Annotated in this window: 21 protein-coding genes; 9 read left to right on the top strand and 12 right to left on the bottom strand. The window is 68.3% G+C overall.

From position 1 onward, the window contains the following. Positions 1–10 precede the first annotated feature (10 nt). From dxs to JI739_RS04145, 3 genes are all read right to left on the bottom strand, one after another. Complete coding sequence (dxs, locus tag JI739_RS04135) at positions 11–1,900, bottom strand: 1-deoxy-D-xylulose-5-phosphate synthase (RefSeq protein ID WP_201682553.1); 1,890 nt, start codon at positions 1,898–1,900, stop codon at positions 11–13. A gap of 293 nt (positions 1,901–2,193) precedes the next feature. Beyond that, complete coding sequence (locus tag JI739_RS04140; RefSeq protein ID WP_201682554.1) at positions 2,194–3,102, bottom strand: polyprenyl synthetase family protein; 909 nt, start codon at positions 3,100–3,102, stop codon at positions 2,194–2,196. Then, on the bottom strand, positions 3,099–3,350 hold the full coding sequence (locus tag JI739_RS04145) for an exodeoxyribonuclease VII small subunit (protein ID WP_435531586.1): 252 nt from the start codon (positions 3,348–3,350) through the stop codon (positions 3,099–3,101). Before JI739_RS04145 ends, JI739_RS04140 begins: the two co-directional genes overlap by 4 nt. A 175-nt stretch (positions 3,351–3,525) precedes the next feature. Here JI739_RS04145 and JI739_RS04150 point away from each other — a divergent pair, with 175 nt between their 5' ends. The 3 genes from JI739_RS04150 to JI739_RS04160 are packed head-to-tail and all read left to right on the top strand — an operon-like array spanning position 3,526 to position 6,504. Then, positions 3,526–4,671 (top strand): aromatic ring-hydroxylating oxygenase subunit alpha, encoded by a 1,146-nt coding sequence (locus JI739_RS04150; RefSeq protein WP_201682555.1) that lies wholly within the window; start codon positions 3,526–3,528, stop codon positions 4,669–4,671. A gap of 23 nt (positions 4,672–4,694) precedes the next feature. Beyond that, positions 4,695–5,597, top strand: coding sequence for a DMT family transporter (locus JI739_RS04155; protein WP_201683307.1), 903 nt, complete (start codon positions 4,695–4,697; stop codon positions 5,595–5,597). A 4-nt stretch (positions 5,598–5,601) separates the two neighbouring features. Next, complete coding sequence (locus tag JI739_RS04160; RefSeq protein ID WP_201682556.1) at positions 5,602–6,504, top strand: sulfurtransferase; 903 nt, start codon at positions 5,602–5,604, stop codon at positions 6,502–6,504. Positions 6,505–6,511: 7 nt separating this feature from the next. Here JI739_RS04160 and JI739_RS04165 read toward each other — a convergent pair whose 3' ends face one another. Further along, positions 6,512–6,889: a hypothetical protein gene (locus JI739_RS04165; RefSeq protein ID WP_201682557.1), complete on the bottom strand. Its 378-nt coding sequence runs from the start codon at positions 6,887–6,889 to the stop codon at positions 6,512–6,514. Here JI739_RS04165 and JI739_RS04170 point away from each other — a divergent pair. Further along, positions 6,877–7,395, top strand: coding sequence for a hypothetical protein (locus tag JI739_RS04170; RefSeq protein WP_201682558.1), 519 nt, complete (start codon positions 6,877–6,879; stop codon positions 7,393–7,395). The two genes, JI739_RS04165 and JI739_RS04170, sit on opposite strands and share 13 nt — an antisense overlap. 180 nt (positions 7,396–7,575) lie before the next feature. Here JI739_RS04170 and JI739_RS04175 read toward each other — a convergent pair whose 3' ends face one another. The 4 genes from JI739_RS04175 to JI739_RS04190 all read right to left on the bottom strand — a co-directional run bounded on the left by JI739_RS04175 (position 7,576) and on the right by JI739_RS04190 (position 11,264). Next, complete coding sequence (locus JI739_RS04175) at positions 7,576–8,076, bottom strand: hemerythrin domain-containing protein (protein WP_201682559.1); 501 nt, start codon at positions 8,074–8,076, stop codon at positions 7,576–7,578. Between the two features lie 30 nt (positions 8,077–8,106). Continuing rightward, complete coding sequence (locus tag JI739_RS04180; protein WP_201682560.1) at positions 8,107–8,304, bottom strand: hypothetical protein; 198 nt, start codon at positions 8,302–8,304, stop codon at positions 8,107–8,109. 195 nt (positions 8,305–8,499) lie between these two features. After that, complete coding sequence (locus JI739_RS04185; RefSeq protein WP_201682561.1) at positions 8,500–8,988, bottom strand: hypothetical protein; 489 nt, start codon at positions 8,986–8,988, stop codon at positions 8,500–8,502. A 131-nt stretch (positions 8,989–9,119) separates the two neighbouring features. After that, positions 9,120–11,264: a hypothetical protein gene (locus JI739_RS04190; protein ID WP_201682562.1), complete on the bottom strand. Its 2,145-nt coding sequence runs from the start codon at positions 11,262–11,264 to the stop codon at positions 9,120–9,122. Here JI739_RS04190 and JI739_RS04195 point away from each other — a divergent pair. Further along, the gene (locus JI739_RS04195; protein WP_201682563.1) at positions 11,263–11,673 is read left to right on the top strand and encodes a hypothetical protein; all 411 of its coding nucleotides are present in this window, start codon (positions 11,263–11,265) and stop codon (positions 11,671–11,673) included. The genes JI739_RS04190 and JI739_RS04195 overlap by 2 nt on opposite strands. A 230-nt stretch (positions 11,674–11,903) precedes the next feature. Here JI739_RS04195 and JI739_RS04200 read toward each other — a convergent pair whose 3' ends face one another. After that, positions 11,904–12,638, bottom strand: coding sequence for a tyrosine-protein phosphatase (locus JI739_RS04200; protein ID WP_201682564.1), 735 nt, complete (start codon positions 12,636–12,638; stop codon positions 11,904–11,906). A 68-nt stretch (positions 12,639–12,706) separates the two neighbouring features. Between JI739_RS04200 and JI739_RS04205 the strand changes: the two genes are divergently transcribed. Together JI739_RS04205 and JI739_RS04210 are read left to right on the top strand one after the other, a co-directional pair. Next, entirely contained in the window at positions 12,707–13,612 is a 906-nt protein-coding gene (locus tag JI739_RS04205) for a DUF72 domain-containing protein (protein ID WP_201682565.1), read from the top strand. A gap of 16 nt (positions 13,613–13,628) precedes the next feature. Beyond that, positions 13,629–14,204, top strand: a complete 576-nt coding sequence (locus tag JI739_RS04210; protein WP_201682566.1) for a DUF4019 domain-containing protein — start codon at positions 13,629–13,631, stop codon at positions 14,202–14,204. A gap of 30 nt (positions 14,205–14,234) precedes the next feature. On the opposite strand, the gene JI739_RS04215 is transcribed toward JI739_RS04210, so the two are convergent. Beyond that, positions 14,235–15,527, bottom strand: a complete 1,293-nt coding sequence (locus tag JI739_RS04215; protein WP_201682567.1) for a hypothetical protein — start codon at positions 15,525–15,527, stop codon at positions 14,235–14,237. Between the two features lie 158 nt (positions 15,528–15,685). After that, positions 15,686–16,501: a ZIP family metal transporter gene (locus JI739_RS04220; protein WP_201682568.1), complete on the bottom strand. Its 816-nt coding sequence runs from the start codon at positions 16,499–16,501 to the stop codon at positions 15,686–15,688. A 123-nt stretch (positions 16,502–16,624) separates the two neighbouring features. Here JI739_RS04220 and JI739_RS04225 point away from each other — a divergent pair, with 123 nt between their 5' ends. Beyond that, the gene (locus JI739_RS04225; protein ID WP_201682569.1) at positions 16,625–16,870 is read left to right on the top strand and encodes a 4-oxalocrotonate tautomerase; all 246 of its coding nucleotides are present in this window, start codon (positions 16,625–16,627) and stop codon (positions 16,868–16,870) included. After that, entirely contained in the window at positions 16,867–17,193 is a 327-nt protein-coding gene (locus JI739_RS04230) for an I78 family peptidase inhibitor (RefSeq protein ID WP_201682570.1), read from the top strand. Before JI739_RS04225 ends, JI739_RS04230 begins: the two co-directional genes overlap by 4 nt. 118 nt (positions 17,194–17,311) lie before the next feature. On the opposite strand, the gene JI739_RS04235 is transcribed toward JI739_RS04230, so the two are convergent. Continuing rightward, positions 17,312–18,019 carry a YdcF family protein gene (locus tag JI739_RS04235; protein ID WP_201682571.1) on the bottom strand — a complete coding sequence of 236 codons (708 nt, stop codon included), beginning with the start codon at positions 18,017–18,019 and terminating at the stop codon, positions 17,312–17,314. Positions 18,020–18,042: the final 23 nt, after the last annotated feature.

An 18,042-nucleotide genomic window follows, 5' to 3' on the forward strand; every position in this document is an offset into this window, starting at 1 on the left:
GTGGATGACGCTAGCCGACGACTTTGAGACCGGGCCGATTCGCGTCGCTGCCGGGCAGGTCGAAACGCTCCCGGATCGAGCGTTCGATGCCGGCCGCGTCGAGACCTTGCAGCGACAACAGGCGAGCGGGGTCGCCGTGGGGGATGAACTCGTCGCGCAGGCCCAGTTGCAGCACCGGCGTGGAGACGCCCGCCGCCTGCAGCGCCTCCAGCACCGCGCTGCCTGCCCCGCCCATGAGAGCGCCCTCTTCGACCGTGACCAAGGCCTCATGCCGAGCCGCCACCTCGAGCAGCAAGGCCGAGTCCAGGGGCTTGGCCCAGCGCATGTTCACCACCGTGGCATCGAGGGCGTCGGCCGCCCGCAACGCCGGGTAGAGCAGCGTGCCGAATGCCAGGATGGCCACGCGCGCGCCTTCCCGGCGGATCTCGCCCTTCCCAAAAGGCAGGGGCTGCAGGTCCTGCGGCACCTCCACGCCCACGCCGGCACCGCGCGGGTACCGCACGGCCACCGGGTGGGACTGGTGGAAGGCGGTGGTCAGCAAGGCGCGGCATTCCCCTTCGTCGGCCGGGCACGCCAGGCTCATGTTCGGGACGCAGCGGATGTAGGGAATGTCGTAGGCCCCGGCATGGGTGGGGCCGTCCGCACCGACGATGCCGGCGCGGTCGAGCGCGAACACGACCGGCAGATTCTGCAGCGCCACGTCGTGGATCATCTGGTCGTAGGCCCGCTGCAGGAAGGTGGAATAGATCGCCACCACCGGCTTCAGCCCCTCACAGGCCAGGCCGGCGGCGAAGGTGACCGCATGCTGCTCGGCGATGCCCACGTCGAAGTACCGGTCGGGAAAACGCTTCTCGAATTCGACCAGGCCGGAGCCCTCGCGCATGGCCGGCGTGATGCCCACCAGGCGCTCGTCCTGCGCGGCCATGTCGCACAACCATTGGCCGAACACTTGCGTGAAGGTGGGCTTGGCCGGCGCCGCCGGGGGCTTCAGGCCCACCAGCGGATCGAACTTGCCCGGTCCGTGGTAGGCCACCGGGTCGGCCTCGGCCAGTTTGTAGCCCTGGCCCTTGCGGGTGACGACGTGCAGGAACTGCGGGCCCTTCAGGTGCCGGATGTTTTCCAGCGTCGGCACCAGTGACTCGAGGTCGTGGCCATCGATGGGACCGATGTAGTTGAAGCCGAACTTCTCGAACAGCGTGGCCGGCACAACCATCCCCTTGGCTTGCTCCTCCAGCCGTTTGGCCAGTTCGAACAGCGGCGGCGCGACCTTCAGGACATTCTTGCCGACGTTCTTGGCGGCCGCGTAGAAGCGCCCGCTCATGAGCTGGGCCAGGTAGCGATTGAGCGCGCCCACGGGCGGGCTGATGGACATGTCGTTGTCGTTCAGCACCACCAGCAGGTCGCACTCGGCCACGCCTGCGTTGTTGAGCGCCTCGAAGGCCATGCCCGCGCTCATGGCGCCGTCGCCGATGATGGCCACCGCCTTGCGGTCTTCGCCCTTCTGGCGCGCCGCCATGGCCATGCCCAGCGCCGCGGAGATGCTGGTCGACGAGTGCGCCGTGCCGAATGCGTCGTACTCGCTCTCGCCGCGCACCGGGAAGCCCGACAGGCCACCGAGTTGCCGCAGCGTGGACATGCGCTCGCGTCGCCCGGTGAGGATCTTGTGGGGATAGGTCTGGTGCCCCACGTCCCACACCAGCCGGTCGTGCGGCGTGTTGAACACATAGTGCAGCGCGATGGTCAGCTCCACCGTGCCGAGGTTGGAACTGAGGTGCCCGCCCGTGCGCGAGACGCTTTCGAGCACGAAGGCCCGCAGTTCGGCCGCAAGCTGCGACAGCTGGGGACGCGGCAGCCGGCGCAGGTCCGCTGGCGATTCGATGGTGTCGAGCAATGAGGTCATGTCAGTTTCGATGATGCGGTACGCCGCCCGTCCGGCCCGATTGGAGGGTTACCCGTCGGCGACCGGGGCAGCACAGCCACGCCGCCGCCAAGCGGCCGGCCCTTCCAGTGCCACCGAGGAACCGGCTTCGCCGGGCCTCGAAGGCGCTCCGGGCCCAGCCCCCGCGAGCGGGGCAGCACAGCCACGCCGCCGCCAAGCGGCCGGCCCTTCCAGTGCCACCGAGGAACCGGCTTCGCCGGGCCTCTGGTGGCGCCCCCCTGGGGGGGAGGCGCCGAAGGCGCTTCGGGGGGGATTCATTTCTCCCGATCCACCACCATGCGGGCCAGGGCGCGAAGGGCACGCAGCTCCTGCAGATCGCTATCGTCGAGCGCAGCCAAAGCTTGCGCGAGCAGCTCCTGCACATAGGCGCGCGAGCGGTCGAGGCCCAGCAGCGAGACGTAGGTCGGCTTGTCGTGCTCGGCGTCCTTGCCGGCCGTCTTGCCCAGGGTGGCCGAGTCGGCCGTGACGTCGAGGATGTCGTCCACCACCTGGAACGCCAGGCCCAGGGCGGCGCCGTAGCGCTGCAGCGCCTCGACCGCATGCGGCGCGGGTTCGCCGCAGCTCGCGCCCATGGCCACGCTGGCCTGCAGCAACGCGCCGGTCTTGAGACGGTGCATCTGGCGCAGTTCGTCCTCGCTCAAGGCGCGGCCGACGCTGGCCAGGTCGATGGCCTGGCCACCGGCCATGCCGCCGTGCCCGGCGGCCCGCGCCAGCTGCCGGCACAACGTCGCCTGCACGCGATCGGGGATGCCTTCGTCCGCCGGGGTGAGCAACTCGAAGGCCAGTGCCTGCAGCGCATCGCCCGCAAGCAGCGCCTGGGCCTGGCCGAACTGCACATGCACCGTTGGCTTGCCCCGGCGCAGGACATCGTTGTCCATGCAAGGCATGTCGTCGTGCACGAGCGAGTAGGCGTGGATCAGTTCGACCGCGCAGGCCGCGCGCAGGGCCGCTCGCGGGTGCGCCTGCACGGCTTCGGCCGCTCCCAGGACCAGCAGGGGCCGCAGCCGCTTGCCGCCATCGAGCACGGCATAGCGCATCGCGTGACCCAGGCCAGCTGGCGCATCGGCGACGACCCAGGCGGACAGGGCCTGCTCGACTTGCGCCAGGCGTGCGGCACTCCAGGCGCCCAGCGACCAGGCGGCAGATGCAGGATGCAGGTTCATTCGGTGGACCAGGGTTTGAGGCGTCCTTCGTCGAGCACCTTGATCTGGTTCTCGACCGCCTGCAGCTTGTCCCGGCAGAAGTTGAGCAGCTCGGCGCCGCGTTCGTAGCCCGCGAGGAGCTGCTCCAGCGGCATCTGGCCCGACTCGATTTTTCCGATGAGCTGTTCCAGCTCGGCCAGGGCGGTCTCGTAATCGGGCGGTGTGGAGGGGGCCTGCTGCGACATCTTCTCTGCGGGCAAAGCGGCCATTTTAGGCCGCGGCCAGGTGCGGTACCCCCCGGGTACAATCGCCGTTTCGTCCCGCGCCAGTCCATCGGATCTTTCGGATCCAGCGCTTCGGGAGGGTTGCAACAACCGCCCAGCCGCTTCGACCAGCCCTCACGTCCCCTGCCCCTTCATAGGGGGAGTCTCTAGGTCAGGTGAAATGTCTGATTTAAGTCTTCAACTTCAGCAGGCCTCAAGCCAACTACCCGTGTCCAGTTACTTCGACGAGACGCTCTTCGCGCGCGAGATGGAAACCATCTTCAAGCGCGGCCCGCGTTACGTCGGCCATGAACTGAGCGTGCCCGAAGTGGGCGATTTCCACGCCCTGCCCCAGGAGGGCGAAGGCCGCTCGCTCGTGCGCACGCCCAAGGGCGTGGAACTCATCAGCAACGTGTGCCGGCATCGGCAGGCGGTCATCTTGCGTGGCCGCGGTTCCACCCGGGCCGACCCGGCATCGGGTGGCAACATCGTGTGCCCCCTGCACCGCTGGACCTACAGCGCCGGCCAGGGCGCTGCGGCCGGCACGCTGCTGGGCGCGCCGCACTTCTCCAGCGATCCCTGCCTCAACCTGCGCAACTACCCGCTTCGCAGCTGGAACGGGCTGCTGTTCGAGGACAACGGCCGCGACATCGCCGCCGACCTGGCCGACCTCGGCCCCCGCAAGGACCTCGACTTCAGCGGCATGGTGCTCGACCGCGTCGAGCTGCACCACTGCGACTACAACTGGAAGACCTTCATCGAGGTCTACCTCGAGGACTACCACGTGGGTCCCTTCCACCCGGGGCTGGGCCAGTTCGTCACGTGCGAAGACCTGCGCTGGGAGTTCAAGGAGCAGTTCTCGGTGCAGACCGTGGGCGTGGCCAACCGGCTGGGCCGCCCGGGCAGTCCGGTTTACGAGCGCTGGCACAAGGCGCTGCTGGGTTATCGCAATGGCGAGCCGCCCAGGTACGGGGCCATCTGGCTAACCTACTACCCGCACATCATGGTCGAGTGGTACCCGCACGTGCTCACGGTGTCCACGCTGTTCCCGCTCGGGCCGCAGAAGACGCTCAACATGGTCGAGTTCTACTACCCCGAGGAAATCGCCGCCTTCGAGCGCGAGTTCGTCGAAGCCCAGCAGGCCGCCTACATGGAGACCTGCGTCGAGGACGACGAGATCGCCCTGCGCATGGATGCCGGGCGCAAGGCCCTCATGCAGCGTGGCGACAACGAGGTGGGTCCCTACCAGAGCCCCATGGAAGACGGCATGCAGCATTTCCACGAGTGGTACCGCGGCCGTCTGGGCGCGGACCTGCTGAGCCTCTGAAGCCGCCAGTCGCCCGCACCGGCCTGGACGCCCTGTGGATGGTCCTCGGGGCGTTCTTCTTTTCGGCCATGGCCGTCTGCGTGAAGTTCGCGTCCGGCGGGTTCAACAGTCTCGAGATGGTGTTCTGGCGCGGCGTGCTGGGCATGCTCATGCTGTGGGCACTGGCGCGCCACCAGCGCGTGTCGCTGGCCACCTCGTACGCCGGCATGCACCTGTGGCGAAGCGCGGTGGGCGTCACCTCGCTGGCCGCCTGGTTCTATGCCATCAGCTACCTGCCGCTGGCCACGGCCGTCACCCTCAACTACATGAGCAGCGTGTGGATCGCGGCCTTCCTGATCGGCGGCGCCCTCATTGCCTGGAACCCGCGCCAGGAGGGGCGGGGGCCGGCGCTGCGGCAAGGGCCCTTGGCCCTCACGGTGCTGGCCGGATTCGCCGGCGTGATCATGATGCTGCGGCCCACCCTCGACCAGGAGCAGCTGTTCGCCGGACTGGTGGGGCTGCTGTCCGGCCTCACCGCCGCCTTCGCCTACCTGCAGGTCATGGCGCTGGGCAAGGTGGGCGAACCCGAGCTGCGCACGGTCTTCTACTTCGCCGCGGGCTCGGCGGTCTTCGGCGCCGCGGGGCTGCTGTTCACCGGCCTGTCCACCTGGAGCTGGCAGCATGCCGCGTGGCTGCCGCCCATTGCCGTGCTGGCCGCGCTCGGGCAACTCTGCATGACCCGCGCCTACAGCCACGGCGCCACCCTGGTGGTGGCCAGTTTGCAATACTCCGGGATCGTGTTCGGCGCCGTCTTCAGCCTGCTGCTGTTCGGCGAACACATTCCGCTGCTCGGCTGGTTGGGCATGGGCCTGATCCTCGCCAGCGGCATCGCCGCCACGGCGCTGCGGGCACGCGCCGCCCCCAACGCCCCAGCCGAGGAGCACTGATCGCATGGTTTCGAGCCGCATCTTCACCACCCTGATCACGCCCGCGGAACTGCAGGCCCTGCAGGCCTCGGGTTCGCCGCTGATGGTCTTCGACTGCAGCTTCGAGTTGGGCAACCCCGCCGCCGGCGAAGAGCAATACCACCGCGCCCACGTCCCCGGCGCGGTCTACGCCCACCTGGACCGCGACCTCAGCGATCCTGGCGTGGTCGAGGCGGACGGCAGCCGCCACCCCAATGCCGACGCCGCCTCGGGCGGACGCCACCCGCTGCCCGGCCGCGAAAAGTTCGCGATGTGGCTGTCACGGATCGGCTTCGACAACGACATGCAGGCGGTGGTCTACGACCGGCAAAACGCCAACTACTGCGGTCGCCTGTGGTGGATGCTCAAGTGGATGGGCCATGAGGCCGTGGCCGTGCTCGACGGCGGGCTGCAGGCGTGGGAACAGGCGGGCGGCGCCCTGCGCGCCGGTGAGGAGCCCAGCCGCTTCCAGTCCAACTTCTCCATCGGCGAGCCGTTGCGCGAGCTGGTGACCACCGCCCAGGTCCAGCAACGGCTGGGCCAGCCTGGGCAGACCATCGTGGACGCGCGCGGTGCGCCGCGGTTTCGCGGCGAAGTCGAGCCGCTCGATCCTGTTGCCGGGCATATCCCGGGCGCCCTGAATCGGCCCTTCACGGAAAACATCGGCCCGGACGGCCGCTTCAAGCCCGCCCAACAATTGCGCGACGAGTTCCTGGCCCTGCTGGGCCCGCGCGACCCGGGCACCGTGGTGCACCACTGCGGCAGCGGCGTGAGCGCCGTGCCCAATGTGCTGGCCATGGAAGTCGCCGGCCTGGGCACCACGGGCCTCTACGCCGGCAGCTGGAGCGAGTGGTGCAGCGACCCGGCCCGGCCGGTGGAAAAAGGCTGATACCGCCTCAGCGGGAGCCGGTCGGATCGCCCGTCGTGGCGTTGGTGCTGCCGCTGGTCCCCGCACCCTGGGGTGACGGCGAAGCCGTGCCGCCCAGACCCCCGGGCATGCCCGCGCCGGTGGGCGGCGGGTTGGCTCCCGGCGGACTGCCCGAGCCGGTAATCCCGGCCGCCGAGGCGCCCGGCTCCCGCGTCTCTGACAGCGGCAAGCTGTCGCCGGGCGATACCCGGCCCGGATCCGTGCGGGGAATCGCCGTCACCGGCGGGTTGTCACCCGGTGAACCCGGGGCGTTCGGATTGCGTGTGGCGCCGGTATCGGCGCCCTGCCCACACGCGGCCAACACCGCGCCGGCCGTGAGCACGAAGACACCGAGTGCGGCGTTCATCGTGTCAGCGCGTCGTGGTGGAGGAACCCGCGCCGGATGCACCAGTCCCCGAGGTGCTGCCCGTCCCGGCACCGGAGGTGCTGCCGCCCGTGCCGGACGCGGGTGCCGAACCGGTCGCGCCAGGGGTGCTGCTGCCACCCGTCGCACCCATGGTGCCCGTGCCGCTGCCCGTCGTGCCGCTGCCGGCCGCCGTACCGGTGCTGCCGGTCCCGCCGCCTGCGGTGGTGCCGCTGGCGCTGCTGTCGGTGCTGCTGGCGCCAGGGGTCGTCGCGGCGGTCGAGCCCGTGGGGCTGCCGGTCGTGCCGCCAGCCGTGCTGCCGGTCGTGGAACCCGTCGTGGACTCCGTGGTGCTGCTGCCCATCGTGGAAGGGGTCGTGCCGGTCGTGGTGCCCGGCACCGCCACGGGTGGCGGCGTGGTGCTGGTCGTGGTGGGGGTCTCGTCGCGGCCGCAGGCGGCCAGGGACAGCGAAGCCACCACCAGCACGGGTACGGCCAAGCCACGGTAAATCGCATTGCGTTTCATCATCAGGAAGCTCCTTCAGGTTCTGTTTGAGACGGCGGACATGGTGCGCTGCACGGGGGCCCGCAGGTCGAAGACAACAGCCGGGCGGCCTGTCGTCTGCCGCAGTCGGCGCCTGTAGGACGGCCCTTGTCGAGTCACGAACGAGCGACCGGGAACCGCCGGCTCAAGCCATGGCCGAAACCAGGACCTCTTCGCGCAACGCCTCGGGTACGGCCTCGAGTTCCCGGCGACGCTCGTGCAGCCGGCGCCCCAGGAGCGACAGGTTCGCCCCGCAGCCGCGCAGGCGCGGAAACAACTCGTCGTGCTCGGCCCGCATGTGTCGCTCCACCGCCTCGCACAGGCGCACCACGCCGGCGTCGTAGGCCGGGTCGGGCCCGCGCACGCGCAGCAGGCGCGACATCATCTCGCGGGCCTGGGCGTGGGCTTCGGCACCGCCACCGGGCAGCGCGGCCGGCCCCATGGCTTCGCGCGCCAGCGGGTAGAGAAGCTCTTCCTCCAGTCGCGCGTGGATCGTCAATTCCAGGCAGATCTGCTCCGCCAGTGCCTGACGCTGCGCCAAGGGCGCCGCCTGGCTGGCCAGCAGCCGCCATTGTTCGAACAGCATGCGCATGTGGTCATGCTCGGCCTCGAGTTGGGCGATCGGATCCAGCGCGGCCTCGGTCATACGTTCAGCTCCCTGCTATCGATGTGCTGTTCAGCGGCGCCGCTCGGCGTCGGTCTTTTGCTCCTGCTTCATCGCCGACTCCGCGGGCGTTCCGCCTCCGGTGGGGCGCGCGTCCGGCTCAGCGGATGCGTCGGTCCCGGCGTCCTCGGGCTGCACGTCGGCGGCCGGCGTGCGCTTGGCGCTGTCGTCCCGCTCCGCGTCGGTGGGCTTGTCTGGATGGGGGTTCATCTGCGGGTCCTCCGGAATGTGCTTCTGCTGAATACCCGCCTACTTTAGGGAAGCTGGGCAGAGGCCTTGTCGGAAGCGCTTCGCCAGCCGCTGTAGGACTGGGGAGCGTCACCTCGGCCATGCCGCCGCGACGACTCGGCCACGCCGCCACCCGGATGAAGCCACGCAGCCCCGAGCGACGAGCCGCCGCGTCGCCTAGCTCCGGCGCGGATCGCGGTTGTTGGCCGGGTCGCTCGGACCGTTGTGGTCCGACAGGCCGGGGCCGGGCGCCGGTCCCACCGCGCCACGGTCGCTCGGATGCCGGTCGTCCCAGGTCCCGCCGGTGCGCCGCGTGTCTCCGCGCGGATGGGCCTCGTCGAAATCGTCGAGATTCACCGTGCCGCCGGCCTGCGGCTTGTCGTTGGCCACTCCGCGGTCCCGCTGGTTCACGCCACTGGGAGCCACCAGGTCCGGCTGCTGGTCGCTGGTCAGGCCGACCTTGCCCGGTCCGTCGCCGGCATGGGGCTGGGTACGCCGCTCGTCCCGGTTTTCGGCACCGCGCGGCGGCGCCTCACCCTGCCGGTCGCTGGCGCCTTTGCCGCGCGCCTCGGACTGCCCATCGGTCGCGTAGCGTTCCACGTCCGGGCTCGGTCGATCGGCGTCCTTGCGCGGCACGCCATCGCGCGAATCATTCTGGTTGGTCATGTGCACTCTCCTTCGAGCAAAACAGTCTCGCCATGCTCGGGCTGCCCACATGGCGCTTGTGTCGGCCCCTCCCGTGGCCAGGCGTAGGAAGGCGTGCTTGCGCGCAACGGGGAACGGCTTCGTTCGAAGGCTCAACCGAGGGGGGCCGGTGGCACCGGAAATTGCCCCTGGACATCTCTCAACAGGCCCTGGATCGTCTCCTTTGTCGAAGACGCCAAGGTCTGGGTTCGCGCGATGAACTCCCGTTCAGACGCGACGAAAGCGGGGGTCATGTGCCTTCGATAGGCTTGGTAAAGAGCAAGAAGATTCGTTCGCCCCGCCCCGATCGCGAGAGCCCGCTCGATTTCACTGGGCGTCGATTCGCCTTGGGTGCCCGCCGGCCTGCCCCAATCATCGGATGCAGAAGCCCGGGGAAGCTCCGCCGATAACGCCACCCCGCCAAGCTCCAGGGCACCCGCCAGCCAGGCCCTTGTCGTCCTGAATAGTTCAGGCGTGGTCGAACCGTGTTCGAGCAGGCTGGACAACAGCCGGACCTTCAAGTCCAGCGATATGTCCGATTCCTGGATCAGTCCGAACTGCTCCCAAGTACTAGCCCGGCCCGGGGGCCGGACTCGAGTAGACAAGTCAAGCAAGGCAAGCTTCTGGCGCTCCGTCAACTGAGCAGCCCCCAGCACCTCCGAGAGATGACCCAATCCTGCTGCCAACCCAACCTCGACAAACCGACTGAAGATGGCCTTCTCTTCATCGTTCATCCCAGCCAGCCGAGGTTCTGCCGAGTGCTGCAAATTCCACAGCATCAAGTTGTTCTGCCCAAATCGCAGGATGTCATCACGGGCCAGCGCCGCGACGGCGGCTATCAGCATGCCTATCTGGTCGGGCTCCAAGCCCAGAGGAACTGCCTCCATCAGCCGAGGCATGGCGAACGGCAATCGGTCTGTCATGCCGATTTCCTTGATCATCTGGCCGATCTTCAATGCACTGCATCGCGGGTACGCCGCAACGATACGGAAGACCCAGGCGTTGTACGATCCCTGTGGCATCTCAGCGCCACCGATCGCCTCGGACAGTCCGCGAACCACAGCGCCCAATCGCTCTGGGCTACACGTCGCAGGGGCGTCGAGGATTTGAGCCAGCAAGGCGTTACGACTCGCCTCGGTCATCTGAACCCCACCCAATTCCTCGGACAGCCCCCTCATCATGCTGCTGATGTGCATGGGAGCACACGTCGCGGGAGCGTTGAGAATTCGAGCCAGCAACAGCTCGCGATGGGCCTGAGTCATCTGATCGAAACCCAACTGCGCGCACACTCCGCGAAACAGATGACGCATCCGGTCCGGAGTGCACGCCGCATGGGCGTCGACCATTCGAGCGATCAAGGCACCGCATATTGCCGGCGCCATCTCATCACCGCCGAGCGAAGCGCTCAACCCGCCGATCAGGTCACTGATCTGGTCCGGCGTGCAGCTCGCGGGAGCGCCGATGATCCGTGCCGTCAAGGCATCGAGGTTCGCTTCGCTCATCGCAGCACCACCCAACGCACTGCCCAGGCCCCAGGCTAGCTCTGCGACGTGTAGTGAACTCAGAGTTGCCAGCGATCGGATCATTCCAGACACCAAGGTATCGCGATTCAATCCGCTCATCTCGGCACCACCGATGGAACGACTCAGATGCTGCATCAGCTCACCTCGCTGCGCGCGAGTGCACGTCAAACCAGCGTCCATGATTCGATCCCGCAAGGCCGCCAGATTCGCCTGGTCGATGGCAGCACCACCGAGCGAAGCGATCAATCCCCGCACGAGGCCGTATACGTGTTGCGGAGTACACGTTCTCTGAGCAGAGAGGATTCGAACAAACACAGCATCACGATTCGCCGCGCTCATCTGAACGCCAATGAGCCCCGCGCAAAATCCCTTCATCAGGCTGGCGACCTGGTCTGGATGGCAGGTCGCACAAGCTTCGGTCATTCGCCCAAGCAACAGATCCCGAGTCGCATGGGTCATGTCAGCACCACCGAGCGCGATGCACAATCCGCACATCAGCCCTCTCAGCTGAAGTCTCGTCGCCGTGTCATGGCTCTTGAAGACAAGGGCAAGCAAGGCGTCACGATTCGTCTCCCCCATCGCAACGCCACCGAGCCCCAAGGCCAATCCGTGCATCATGGCGCCGATCCGCTCCAGATCCGAAGTCGCCGATGCACGAAGAATTCCAGCGGCCAATGCATCGAGATTCGCTCGCGTCATCGCCGCGCCACCGAGTTCTCGAGCGAGTTGAATCATGGCCGTCACCAGCTGCTGCGGAGGCGACGATCCCGCGGTGCTCAATAGGGCGGCCAGCCTCGCATCGGCCCCTGCAAGCTCACCCGAGGGACCTTGCGCCTTCGATTTCTTGTCCGTCTCGTGCGCGGCGGCAGCCTCCGGCTTGCGCTTGTTTCTTTCTGCTGAAGAAGCACTGGCAGAGCGTTCAACCACGCTGACGGAAGAAGCCGGTGGCAGCTCCGTCGGTGGGCGTGTCGCAGCCCGCATCGCTGGTGTCGTCACGCCTACACGTTCCGGGGCGCCGGAAGATGCGGCAGACGTCGCCTTCGAGGCAGTGGATGAGGAAGAGTTCGGAGGGATCATCGGCATTCCTGAAGTAATTCGTTCCCGAAGGGATCGCACCAGATATTTCTGGCTTTTTCCGGAATGAGGACGCATGAGGTTGCGCGCAACCTTTGATGCGCACGCGCAATTGCCTTTGCGAATGCGGTTCTCCCTGGCCCCGTCTTCCGTCGGCATCGGTGAACGAATCCCGCGCGGCAGTTCCCTGGGCGTGCCCGAGCACCTTGTCTTGCGCATCACGCCCCGTCGGGTCGACGTCCCGAAGCGAAGCGGCGCCGGCGGCGCCTGCCCAGGTGCGTGTTCCGCTTCAGCGAACGTTCAGGTGCGCAGGTAGAGATCGCGCAGGCGACGCAGCTCGTCCTCACCCAGGCCCAGGCCCTCCCGCAGGTAGGTGGGCACGTCGCCGTAGTCCCGCTCCACGGCGTCGAAGGCGGCCTGCAGGAACTGCGGCTGCACGCCCCACAGCACGGCAGCCACCTCCGGCGCCAGGCCCCAGGCGCCCCCCGGTGGCGGCTTGAGCCGCTGGTTGGTCAAGAGGTAGTCGTGCAGCACATCCTCCGGCGACGCGCCCAGCGCGCGAAGCACCAGGGCCGCGGCGAAGCCGGTGCGGTCCTTGCCGGCGGTGCAGTGGAACACCGTCGGCTGGTCCGACTCCAGCAGCAGCTCGAAGAACTCGGCGAAGCGCCCGCTGTGCTCGCGCACGAAGCCGCGGTAGGTCTCCTGCATGTGGTGGTCAACCTCGTCGGCCGTGGGCCGCTGGCCTGCCGCCAGCAGGCCGGACAGCACCTGCACGATGGCCGGCTCGATGGCCAGCGAATGCACCTGGACGCCAGGGACCGCGCACGCCGCCCGCAGGCGCTCGTTCGCGCCACGGAAATCGATCACCCGCCGCACACCCAGCAACTGGATCTGGCGCGCATCGTCGGCCGTGAGGGCGCCCAGATGATCCGATCGGAACAGCACCCGGCTGCGCAGCGGCAGGCTGCGACGCACGTGCTCGGACAGGTCGCGGAAGTTCGAAGGCTGGGTCACTGACACGGGACGATCGGACATGGCGGCCATTGTCCACCGGGGCCTGGCTCAGCTGAGCCGAGGTCGATGCCTGCGCTCTAATCAGGCCCATGTCCCGCATCCTGGTCGGCACGGCCTCCTGGACCGACAAGTCGCTGATCGACTGCGGCCGGTTCTACCCGCGCAAGTCGATGACCGCCGAGGAGCGCCTGCGCTTCTATGCCAGTCGCTTTCCGCTGGTGGAGGTCGACTCCAGCTACTACGCCATTCCCGTGCCACAGACCGCGCAGGCCTGGGCCGAGCGGACCCCGCCGGGCTTCGAGTTCAACGTCAAGGCCTTCCGCCTGTTCACCGGCCACCAGACGCCTTTGGCCGTGCTGCCACCGGACATCCGGCAGGCGCTCGGGGCCCCACCCGAGCCACTGTATTGGCGGCAAGTCCCGCCCGAGCTTCAGGACGAACTCTGGCTTCGTTTCATGGAGGCCCTGCAACCGCTTCGGGCGGCGGGCAAGCTCGGCACGGTGCACTTCCAGTTCGCGCCCTGGATCCAGTTCAACCGGCAGGGACTGGCCCACGTGCGCGAGTGCGTGGGCCGCATGGGCGGGCAGCTGGTCTCGTGCGAGTTCCGCCACGCCAGCTGGTTCGCGGGCGGACATGCCGCCCGCACGCTCGAGCTCGAGCGGCAGCTGCAGGTGGTGCACACGGTGGTCGATGCGCCGCAGGGCTTCGAGAACACCGTTCCGGCCGTGTGGGAGGTGACCCACCCCGCCGTGGCCCTGCTTCGGCTGCACGGCCGCAACACCGCCACCTGGAACATCCGTAGCGCCCGCTCGGCCGCCGATCGCTTCAACTACCGCTACAGCGAAGACGAGTTGCGCGAGCTGGTGCCGCGCCTGCAGGGCCTGGCGCGGCAAGTCGGCACCGTCCATGTCCTTTTCAACAACAACATGGAGGACCAGGGCCAGGTCGGCGCGCGGCGGCTCACGGACCTGCTGGCACAGGCGGAATCGGGTTGACCCTAGACTCCGGGCCATGAGCCTCCTTCGCCCGCACCCCGCCGCCCTGCTCGCGGCCCTGCTGTTCACCACCGCCGCCTCGGCGCAGCTCAAGCTGCCTGGCAGTGCACCGTCCCGAGCCGGCTCCCCGACTCTTTCCGCACCCGCACCCGCACCCGCACCCGCACCGGTCCCCTCACCCGCACCCTCGCCGACCGCCACGCCCGCTGCGGCCGAAGCCGCGTCCGCCGGCAAAGACGTGCAGGCCATGGAACAGGCCGGACAGCAGGCCGCCGCGGGCTGGTTGCTGCTGCTGGACCGGCGTGATTGGGGCACCGCCTGGGACACCGCTGCCACGGGCTTTCGCAGCAGCGTGCCTCTGGCGAACTGGATGGACGGCATCCCCAAGGTCCGCGCGCCGTTGGGCGCGCTCATCGACCGCAAGCCGCTGCAGGCGATCCACAAGAACCAGCTGCAGGGGCGGCCCGACGGGGACTACGTCACCGTCTTCTTCGCGTCTCGCTTCGACAAGAAGGCGGACGCGCAGGAAACCGTCACCACCGTCCGCGATGCGGACGGCAAGTGGCGGGTGATGGGTTACTCGGTGCGCTGATCCGCGGGATGCGCCGCGGATCAGCCGCGGTTACTTCCGCGTTCCGGAGGTCGAGCCGGATCCGCCGCTCGAGCTTGATGAGCTGGTGCCGGACGGGCTGCCCGAGCCCGGGCTCGCCTCACCCGAGGAAGCCGATGGCTGTGTGCCACCTTCGGCACCGCTCATGGTGCGCTGCGCCGAACCCATGCCGCTGGAGCCGTGCAACTCGCCCTGCTGGTTGGCCGTGTCACGGTGGTCCGGCCCGCCGCCGCGCTGCACCTGGGTCTGTGCGCCCGTGGGCCCGAAGTTGCCGCCGGTCGTGGAGTGGCTCTCGCCGCTCTGGCGCGAACGCCGCCAGGAGTTGAAGTCATCGGAGAAGCGGCGGTAGCGGTCCTGCCGCCAGGCCTGGTAGTCGCTATCCAGGCTGCGCAGCTGCTCCTCCCGCCATTGGTGGTAGTCCGGGTCGTGGTGGCCCTGCGAACCATGGCCCTGCTGGCTCGATCCCTGCGAGCCGTAGCCGTGCTGGCCGCCGTACTGCTGGCCTCCTCCATAGCCTTGCTGGCCGCCGTAGCCGTGCTGCCCGCCGTAGCCCTGCTGCCCATACCCCTGCTGGCCGCCGTACGGCTGGCCGCCCTGGGACTGTCCGCCTTGGCCATAGCCCTGCTGGCTGCCGCCGTACGGCTGCCCGCCTTGGCCATAGCCCTGCTGGCCGCCGCCGTACGGCTGCCCGCCCTGGCCGTAACCCTGCTGGCCGTAACCCTGCGGGCCATATCCCTGATGACTTCCATAGCCGTGCTGCCCGCCATACGACTGGCCAGAGCCCCCGGTCGGGCCATAGCCGCCGGCCTGGCCGTAGCCTTGCCCACCCGAGCCGCCGCCGTATCCGCCCGACGGGCCATAGCTTCCCTGCCCCTGTCCGCCCTGGCCCCAGCCACCCGGCTGCTGTCCCCAGCCCTGCTGGCTCGCATAGCCGCCGGCTTGCGTGCCACCGCCTTGGTGACCGCCGTAGCCTCCATAGCCACCGGAGCCGCCATAGCCCCCGTAGCCTCCACCTTCTCCGCCGCGCCCCATGCCGCCGCCGCTGCCCCACTCGGACCCGCCGCGGGCACCTTGCTGGCCGCCTTCCGGAGCCCCCGCGCGGCCATAACCGTGGGTGTCGGAGCCGCCACCGTAGCCGCCATAGCCGCCCGATTGCTGCGAACCGAAGTCGCCGGTGCGGTGGCCGTAGCCGTGGGTCAGCGACCCCGAGCCCTGCTGCCGGTCACGCTGCTCGCTGCCCCAGTCACTGCGGGACGATCCCTGCTGGCTGCTGCGATCCCGGTCCTCGTCGTCACGTGATGCCATGAATCTCTCCTTGGTTGCTGTGTCGTCGAATCGTCCGCGCCGCATCCACGCCGCGGGCCGAAACGATAGGACGCAGCCACGGGGGACCGTGTCGGACGGATGCGGGGGGCGCGTAGGACGGCCCGGCCGCCGGGCCGCGAAGGCTGCCGGGGCCTTGCTCAGTGCGCGAGCGAGCTGACCAGCGTCACCATGCCGATGCCTGCCAGCAGCCAGGCCACCTGCATGGCGGTCGCACGCGCCGTCAGGCGCCTTTGCAGCTGGGGAATCAGATCGGCCAGCGCCACGTAGACGAAGCTGCTGCTGGCCACCGCCAGGAAATAGGGCAACCAGTCCTGCAGCCGGTCGACCAGCCACCAGCCGGTCAGGCCGCCCAGCATGGTGACCGCGCCCGCCAGCGATACCTTGACCAGCGCCGCGCGCCGGTTGCGGCTGGTTTGCCGCAGCACCACCAGGTCACCCATGTGATGAGGCACCTCGTGCGCCATCACCGACAGCGCCGCGATCAACCCCAGCCGCGTGTCCGCCATGAAGGCCGACGCGATCAGGATGCCGTCGCCGAAGCAATGCACGCTGTCGCCGGTGAGGATGGCCCAGCCGCCGGAGCGTCGCGGCTCGCCGCTCTCGGTGTGGTCGGGGTGGGCGTGGTGATGGCCGTGGTGGCCGCCCTCGTGCGCATGCTCATGGCCGTGGTGCCACAGCTCGGCCTTGTCCAGCAAAAAGAAGAACACCACGCCCACCAGCAGCACGGCGAACAGTTCCTTGATGCCGGCGTCGCTCTCGAACGCCTCGGGCAGCAGGTGCATGAAGGCGGTCGCCAGCAGCGCGCCCGCCGCGAAACTCAGCAGGTGCTGGCCCCCGACCAGTTCGTTGGGCGCGGCCTGGTCGCGCACCCCCAACCGCATCAGGAGGGCGGCGATCCACACGCTTCCGATCCCCGCGAACAGCGTGGCGCTCAGGATGGCAAACAAATTCATCAATGGACGCCAGCCGATGACGCGGCGCCCTCTCCTTCTCGACATGGAAAAGCCGCCTGGTGCGGCGGCTCGCGGGTGATCTTATCAATGCGGCCGAGGCAGCCAGAGCCCCGGGCGGCAGGCATGGCGCACCATAATCGCCGCACCCCATCGCACACCTCTCAGACAAGGAGAAGACACATGCCCACGCTGCGCGTCGAACTGCTCGAAGGACGCACCCCCGAACAGAAGAAGGCCCTGGTCCGGGCGCTCACGCAAGCGGTGGTGGACACGCTGGGCAGCAAGCCCGAATCGGTGGACGTGCTGCTGTTCGACATCAAGCGGCAGGACTGGGCCACGGGCGGGCAGTTGTGGTCGGAGCGTTCATGAGGATGCTGCCACCCGCCTTCGTCGCGGGGGCCGCGTGCGTGCTGCTGCAGGCGTGCGCACAACCTGCCGCCGTACCTGCCGCCGAACCTGCAAGCAAGAACATGGCCGAGCCATCCACCAATGCCTGCGATCGATCCGCCGCCGGCTTCGCCATTGGGCAGGAAGCCTTGCCTTCACTGCTGGAGACGGCACGCCGCCAGTCGGGGGCCGAGACCGCCCGCTTCCTGACGCACGATCAGGTGGTCACGCGCGAGTACCGGGTCGGGAGGCTGAACCTGCTGCTCGACGCGAGCGGGCGCGTCGTCGAGGTCTCCTGCGGCTGAGGGTCGGATTCAACTCAAGTAGCCAGGGGCGCGCCCAGCTGGCCAACTTCTGGCTAGGTCATCCTGCAAGAGACTCCCGGGGCACAGGCAGGTCACTTTCGTGAGCGCCACCGGCGCTCTACACAGCAACGTTCGGACGTGGCGTCATGCCTGCCCAGTCTGCTTGCGAGCGATCGGGGTAAATGGGGAAATCCGCTTTACACGTGAGGCGCACTCCAAGAACTCTCTTGAGAAAGTACTCCGCCAAACCGCCGAGCTCGTGTATGAATCTATAAGTCCGGTAGTACCCACTCGAGCTTGGGAAGAAGTCGCGAAGAGTCGTTGCAGCACGCGAGAAGCTGCTGGGCGCCTCCAGCACCTGGAAGCCGTAATACTGGTGCCACAGCTTGGCCCGAAGCATATGGTCGGCGTCTGTCACCAGAACAATGACGTGAATGCCCTTCGCATGTAGCAGGCAAGAGGAATACGCAGCATTTTCCTCGGTGGTCCTGGCGCGAACCTCCAACCATTGGGGGGTGATGTCGTAGCCTGACTCAAACAGATCTCGCATATGCGAGGAGTCACCACGCGACCTCTTGTCGACCGCGCCGGACAGCAGGATGGGTAGCTTGGTCGCCTGGTGCAGTTCAGCGGCCAGGCGCACCCGCGACAGCGCGCCTGCGGGAACCACCAACGCCTGGGCACCCGCAGGATCCACCCATGATGATTCCGTCGACGCTTCAAGGGCCCACAAAGCCATGGACGAAAAAGCCACGGTCCCGCTCGCGGTGGCCACGAGCACCCCAGAGACCAGCAATTTGACTGCCCTCGTGCGCACCTGCGCCATGGACGATCGACCCCTCATTTCAC

Origin of the sequence: Ramlibacter aurantiacus (assembly GCF_016722895.1) — a bacterium.
Taxonomy (GTDB): Bacteria; Pseudomonadota; Gammaproteobacteria; order Burkholderiales; family Burkholderiaceae_C; genus Ramlibacter; species Ramlibacter aurantiacus.

Coding starts and splice junctions, on each gene's coding strand:
- dxs (WP_201682553.1), bottom strand. CDS start 1,900: ATGACCTCATTGCTCGACACCATCGAATCGCCAGCGGACCTGCGCCGG.
- JI739_RS04140 (WP_201682554.1), bottom strand. CDS start 3,102: ATGAACCTGCATCCTGCATCTGCCGCCTGGTCGCTGGGCGCCTGGAGT.
- JI739_RS04145 (WP_435531586.1), bottom strand. CDS start 3,350: ATGGCCGCTTTGCCCGCAGAGAAGATGTCGCAGCAGGCCCCCTCCACA.
- JI739_RS04150 (WP_201682555.1), top strand. CDS start 3,526: ATGTCTGATTTAAGTCTTCAACTTCAGCAGGCCTCAAGCCAACTACCC.
- JI739_RS04160 (WP_201682556.1), top strand. CDS start 5,602: ATGGTTTCGAGCCGCATCTTCACCACCCTGATCACGCCCGCGGAACTG.
- JI739_RS04165 (WP_201682557.1), bottom strand. CDS start 6,889: ATGAACGCCGCACTCGGTGTCTTCGTGCTCACGGCCGGCGCGGTGTTG.
- JI739_RS04175 (WP_201682559.1), bottom strand. CDS start 8,076: ATGACCGAGGCCGCGCTGGATCCGATCGCCCAACTCGAGGCCGAGCAT.
- JI739_RS04180 (WP_201682560.1), bottom strand. CDS start 8,304: ATGAACCCCCATCCAGACAAGCCCACCGACGCGGAGCGGGACGACAGC.
- JI739_RS04185 (WP_201682561.1), bottom strand. CDS start 8,988: ATGACCAACCAGAATGATTCGCGCGATGGCGTGCCGCGCAAGGACGCC.
- JI739_RS04195 (WP_201682563.1), top strand. CDS start 11,263: ATGGCCGTCACCAGCTGCTGCGGAGGCGACGATCCCGCGGTGCTCAAT.
- JI739_RS04190 (WP_201682562.1), bottom strand. CDS start 11,264: ATGATTCAACTCGCTCGAGAACTCGGTGGCGCGGCGATGACGCGAGCG.
- JI739_RS04200 (WP_201682564.1), bottom strand. CDS start 12,638: ATGTCCGATCGTCCCGTGTCAGTGACCCAGCCTTCGAACTTCCGCGAC.
- JI739_RS04205 (WP_201682565.1), top strand. CDS start 12,707: ATGTCCCGCATCCTGGTCGGCACGGCCTCCTGGACCGACAAGTCGCTG.
- JI739_RS04210 (WP_201682566.1), top strand. CDS start 13,629: ATGAGCCTCCTTCGCCCGCACCCCGCCGCCCTGCTCGCGGCCCTGCTG.
- JI739_RS04215 (WP_201682567.1), bottom strand. CDS start 15,527: ATGGCATCACGTGACGACGAGGACCGGGATCGCAGCAGCCAGCAGGGA.
- JI739_RS04220 (WP_201682568.1), bottom strand. CDS start 16,501: ATGAATTTGTTTGCCATCCTGAGCGCCACGCTGTTCGCGGGGATCGGA.
- JI739_RS04225 (WP_201682569.1), top strand. CDS start 16,625: ATGGCGCACCATAATCGCCGCACCCCATCGCACACCTCTCAGACAAGG.
- JI739_RS04230 (WP_201682570.1), top strand. CDS start 16,867: ATGAGGATGCTGCCACCCGCCTTCGTCGCGGGGGCCGCGTGCGTGCTG.
- JI739_RS04235 (WP_201682571.1), bottom strand. CDS start 18,019: ATGGCGCAGGTGCGCACGAGGGCAGTCAAATTGCTGGTCTCTGGGGTG.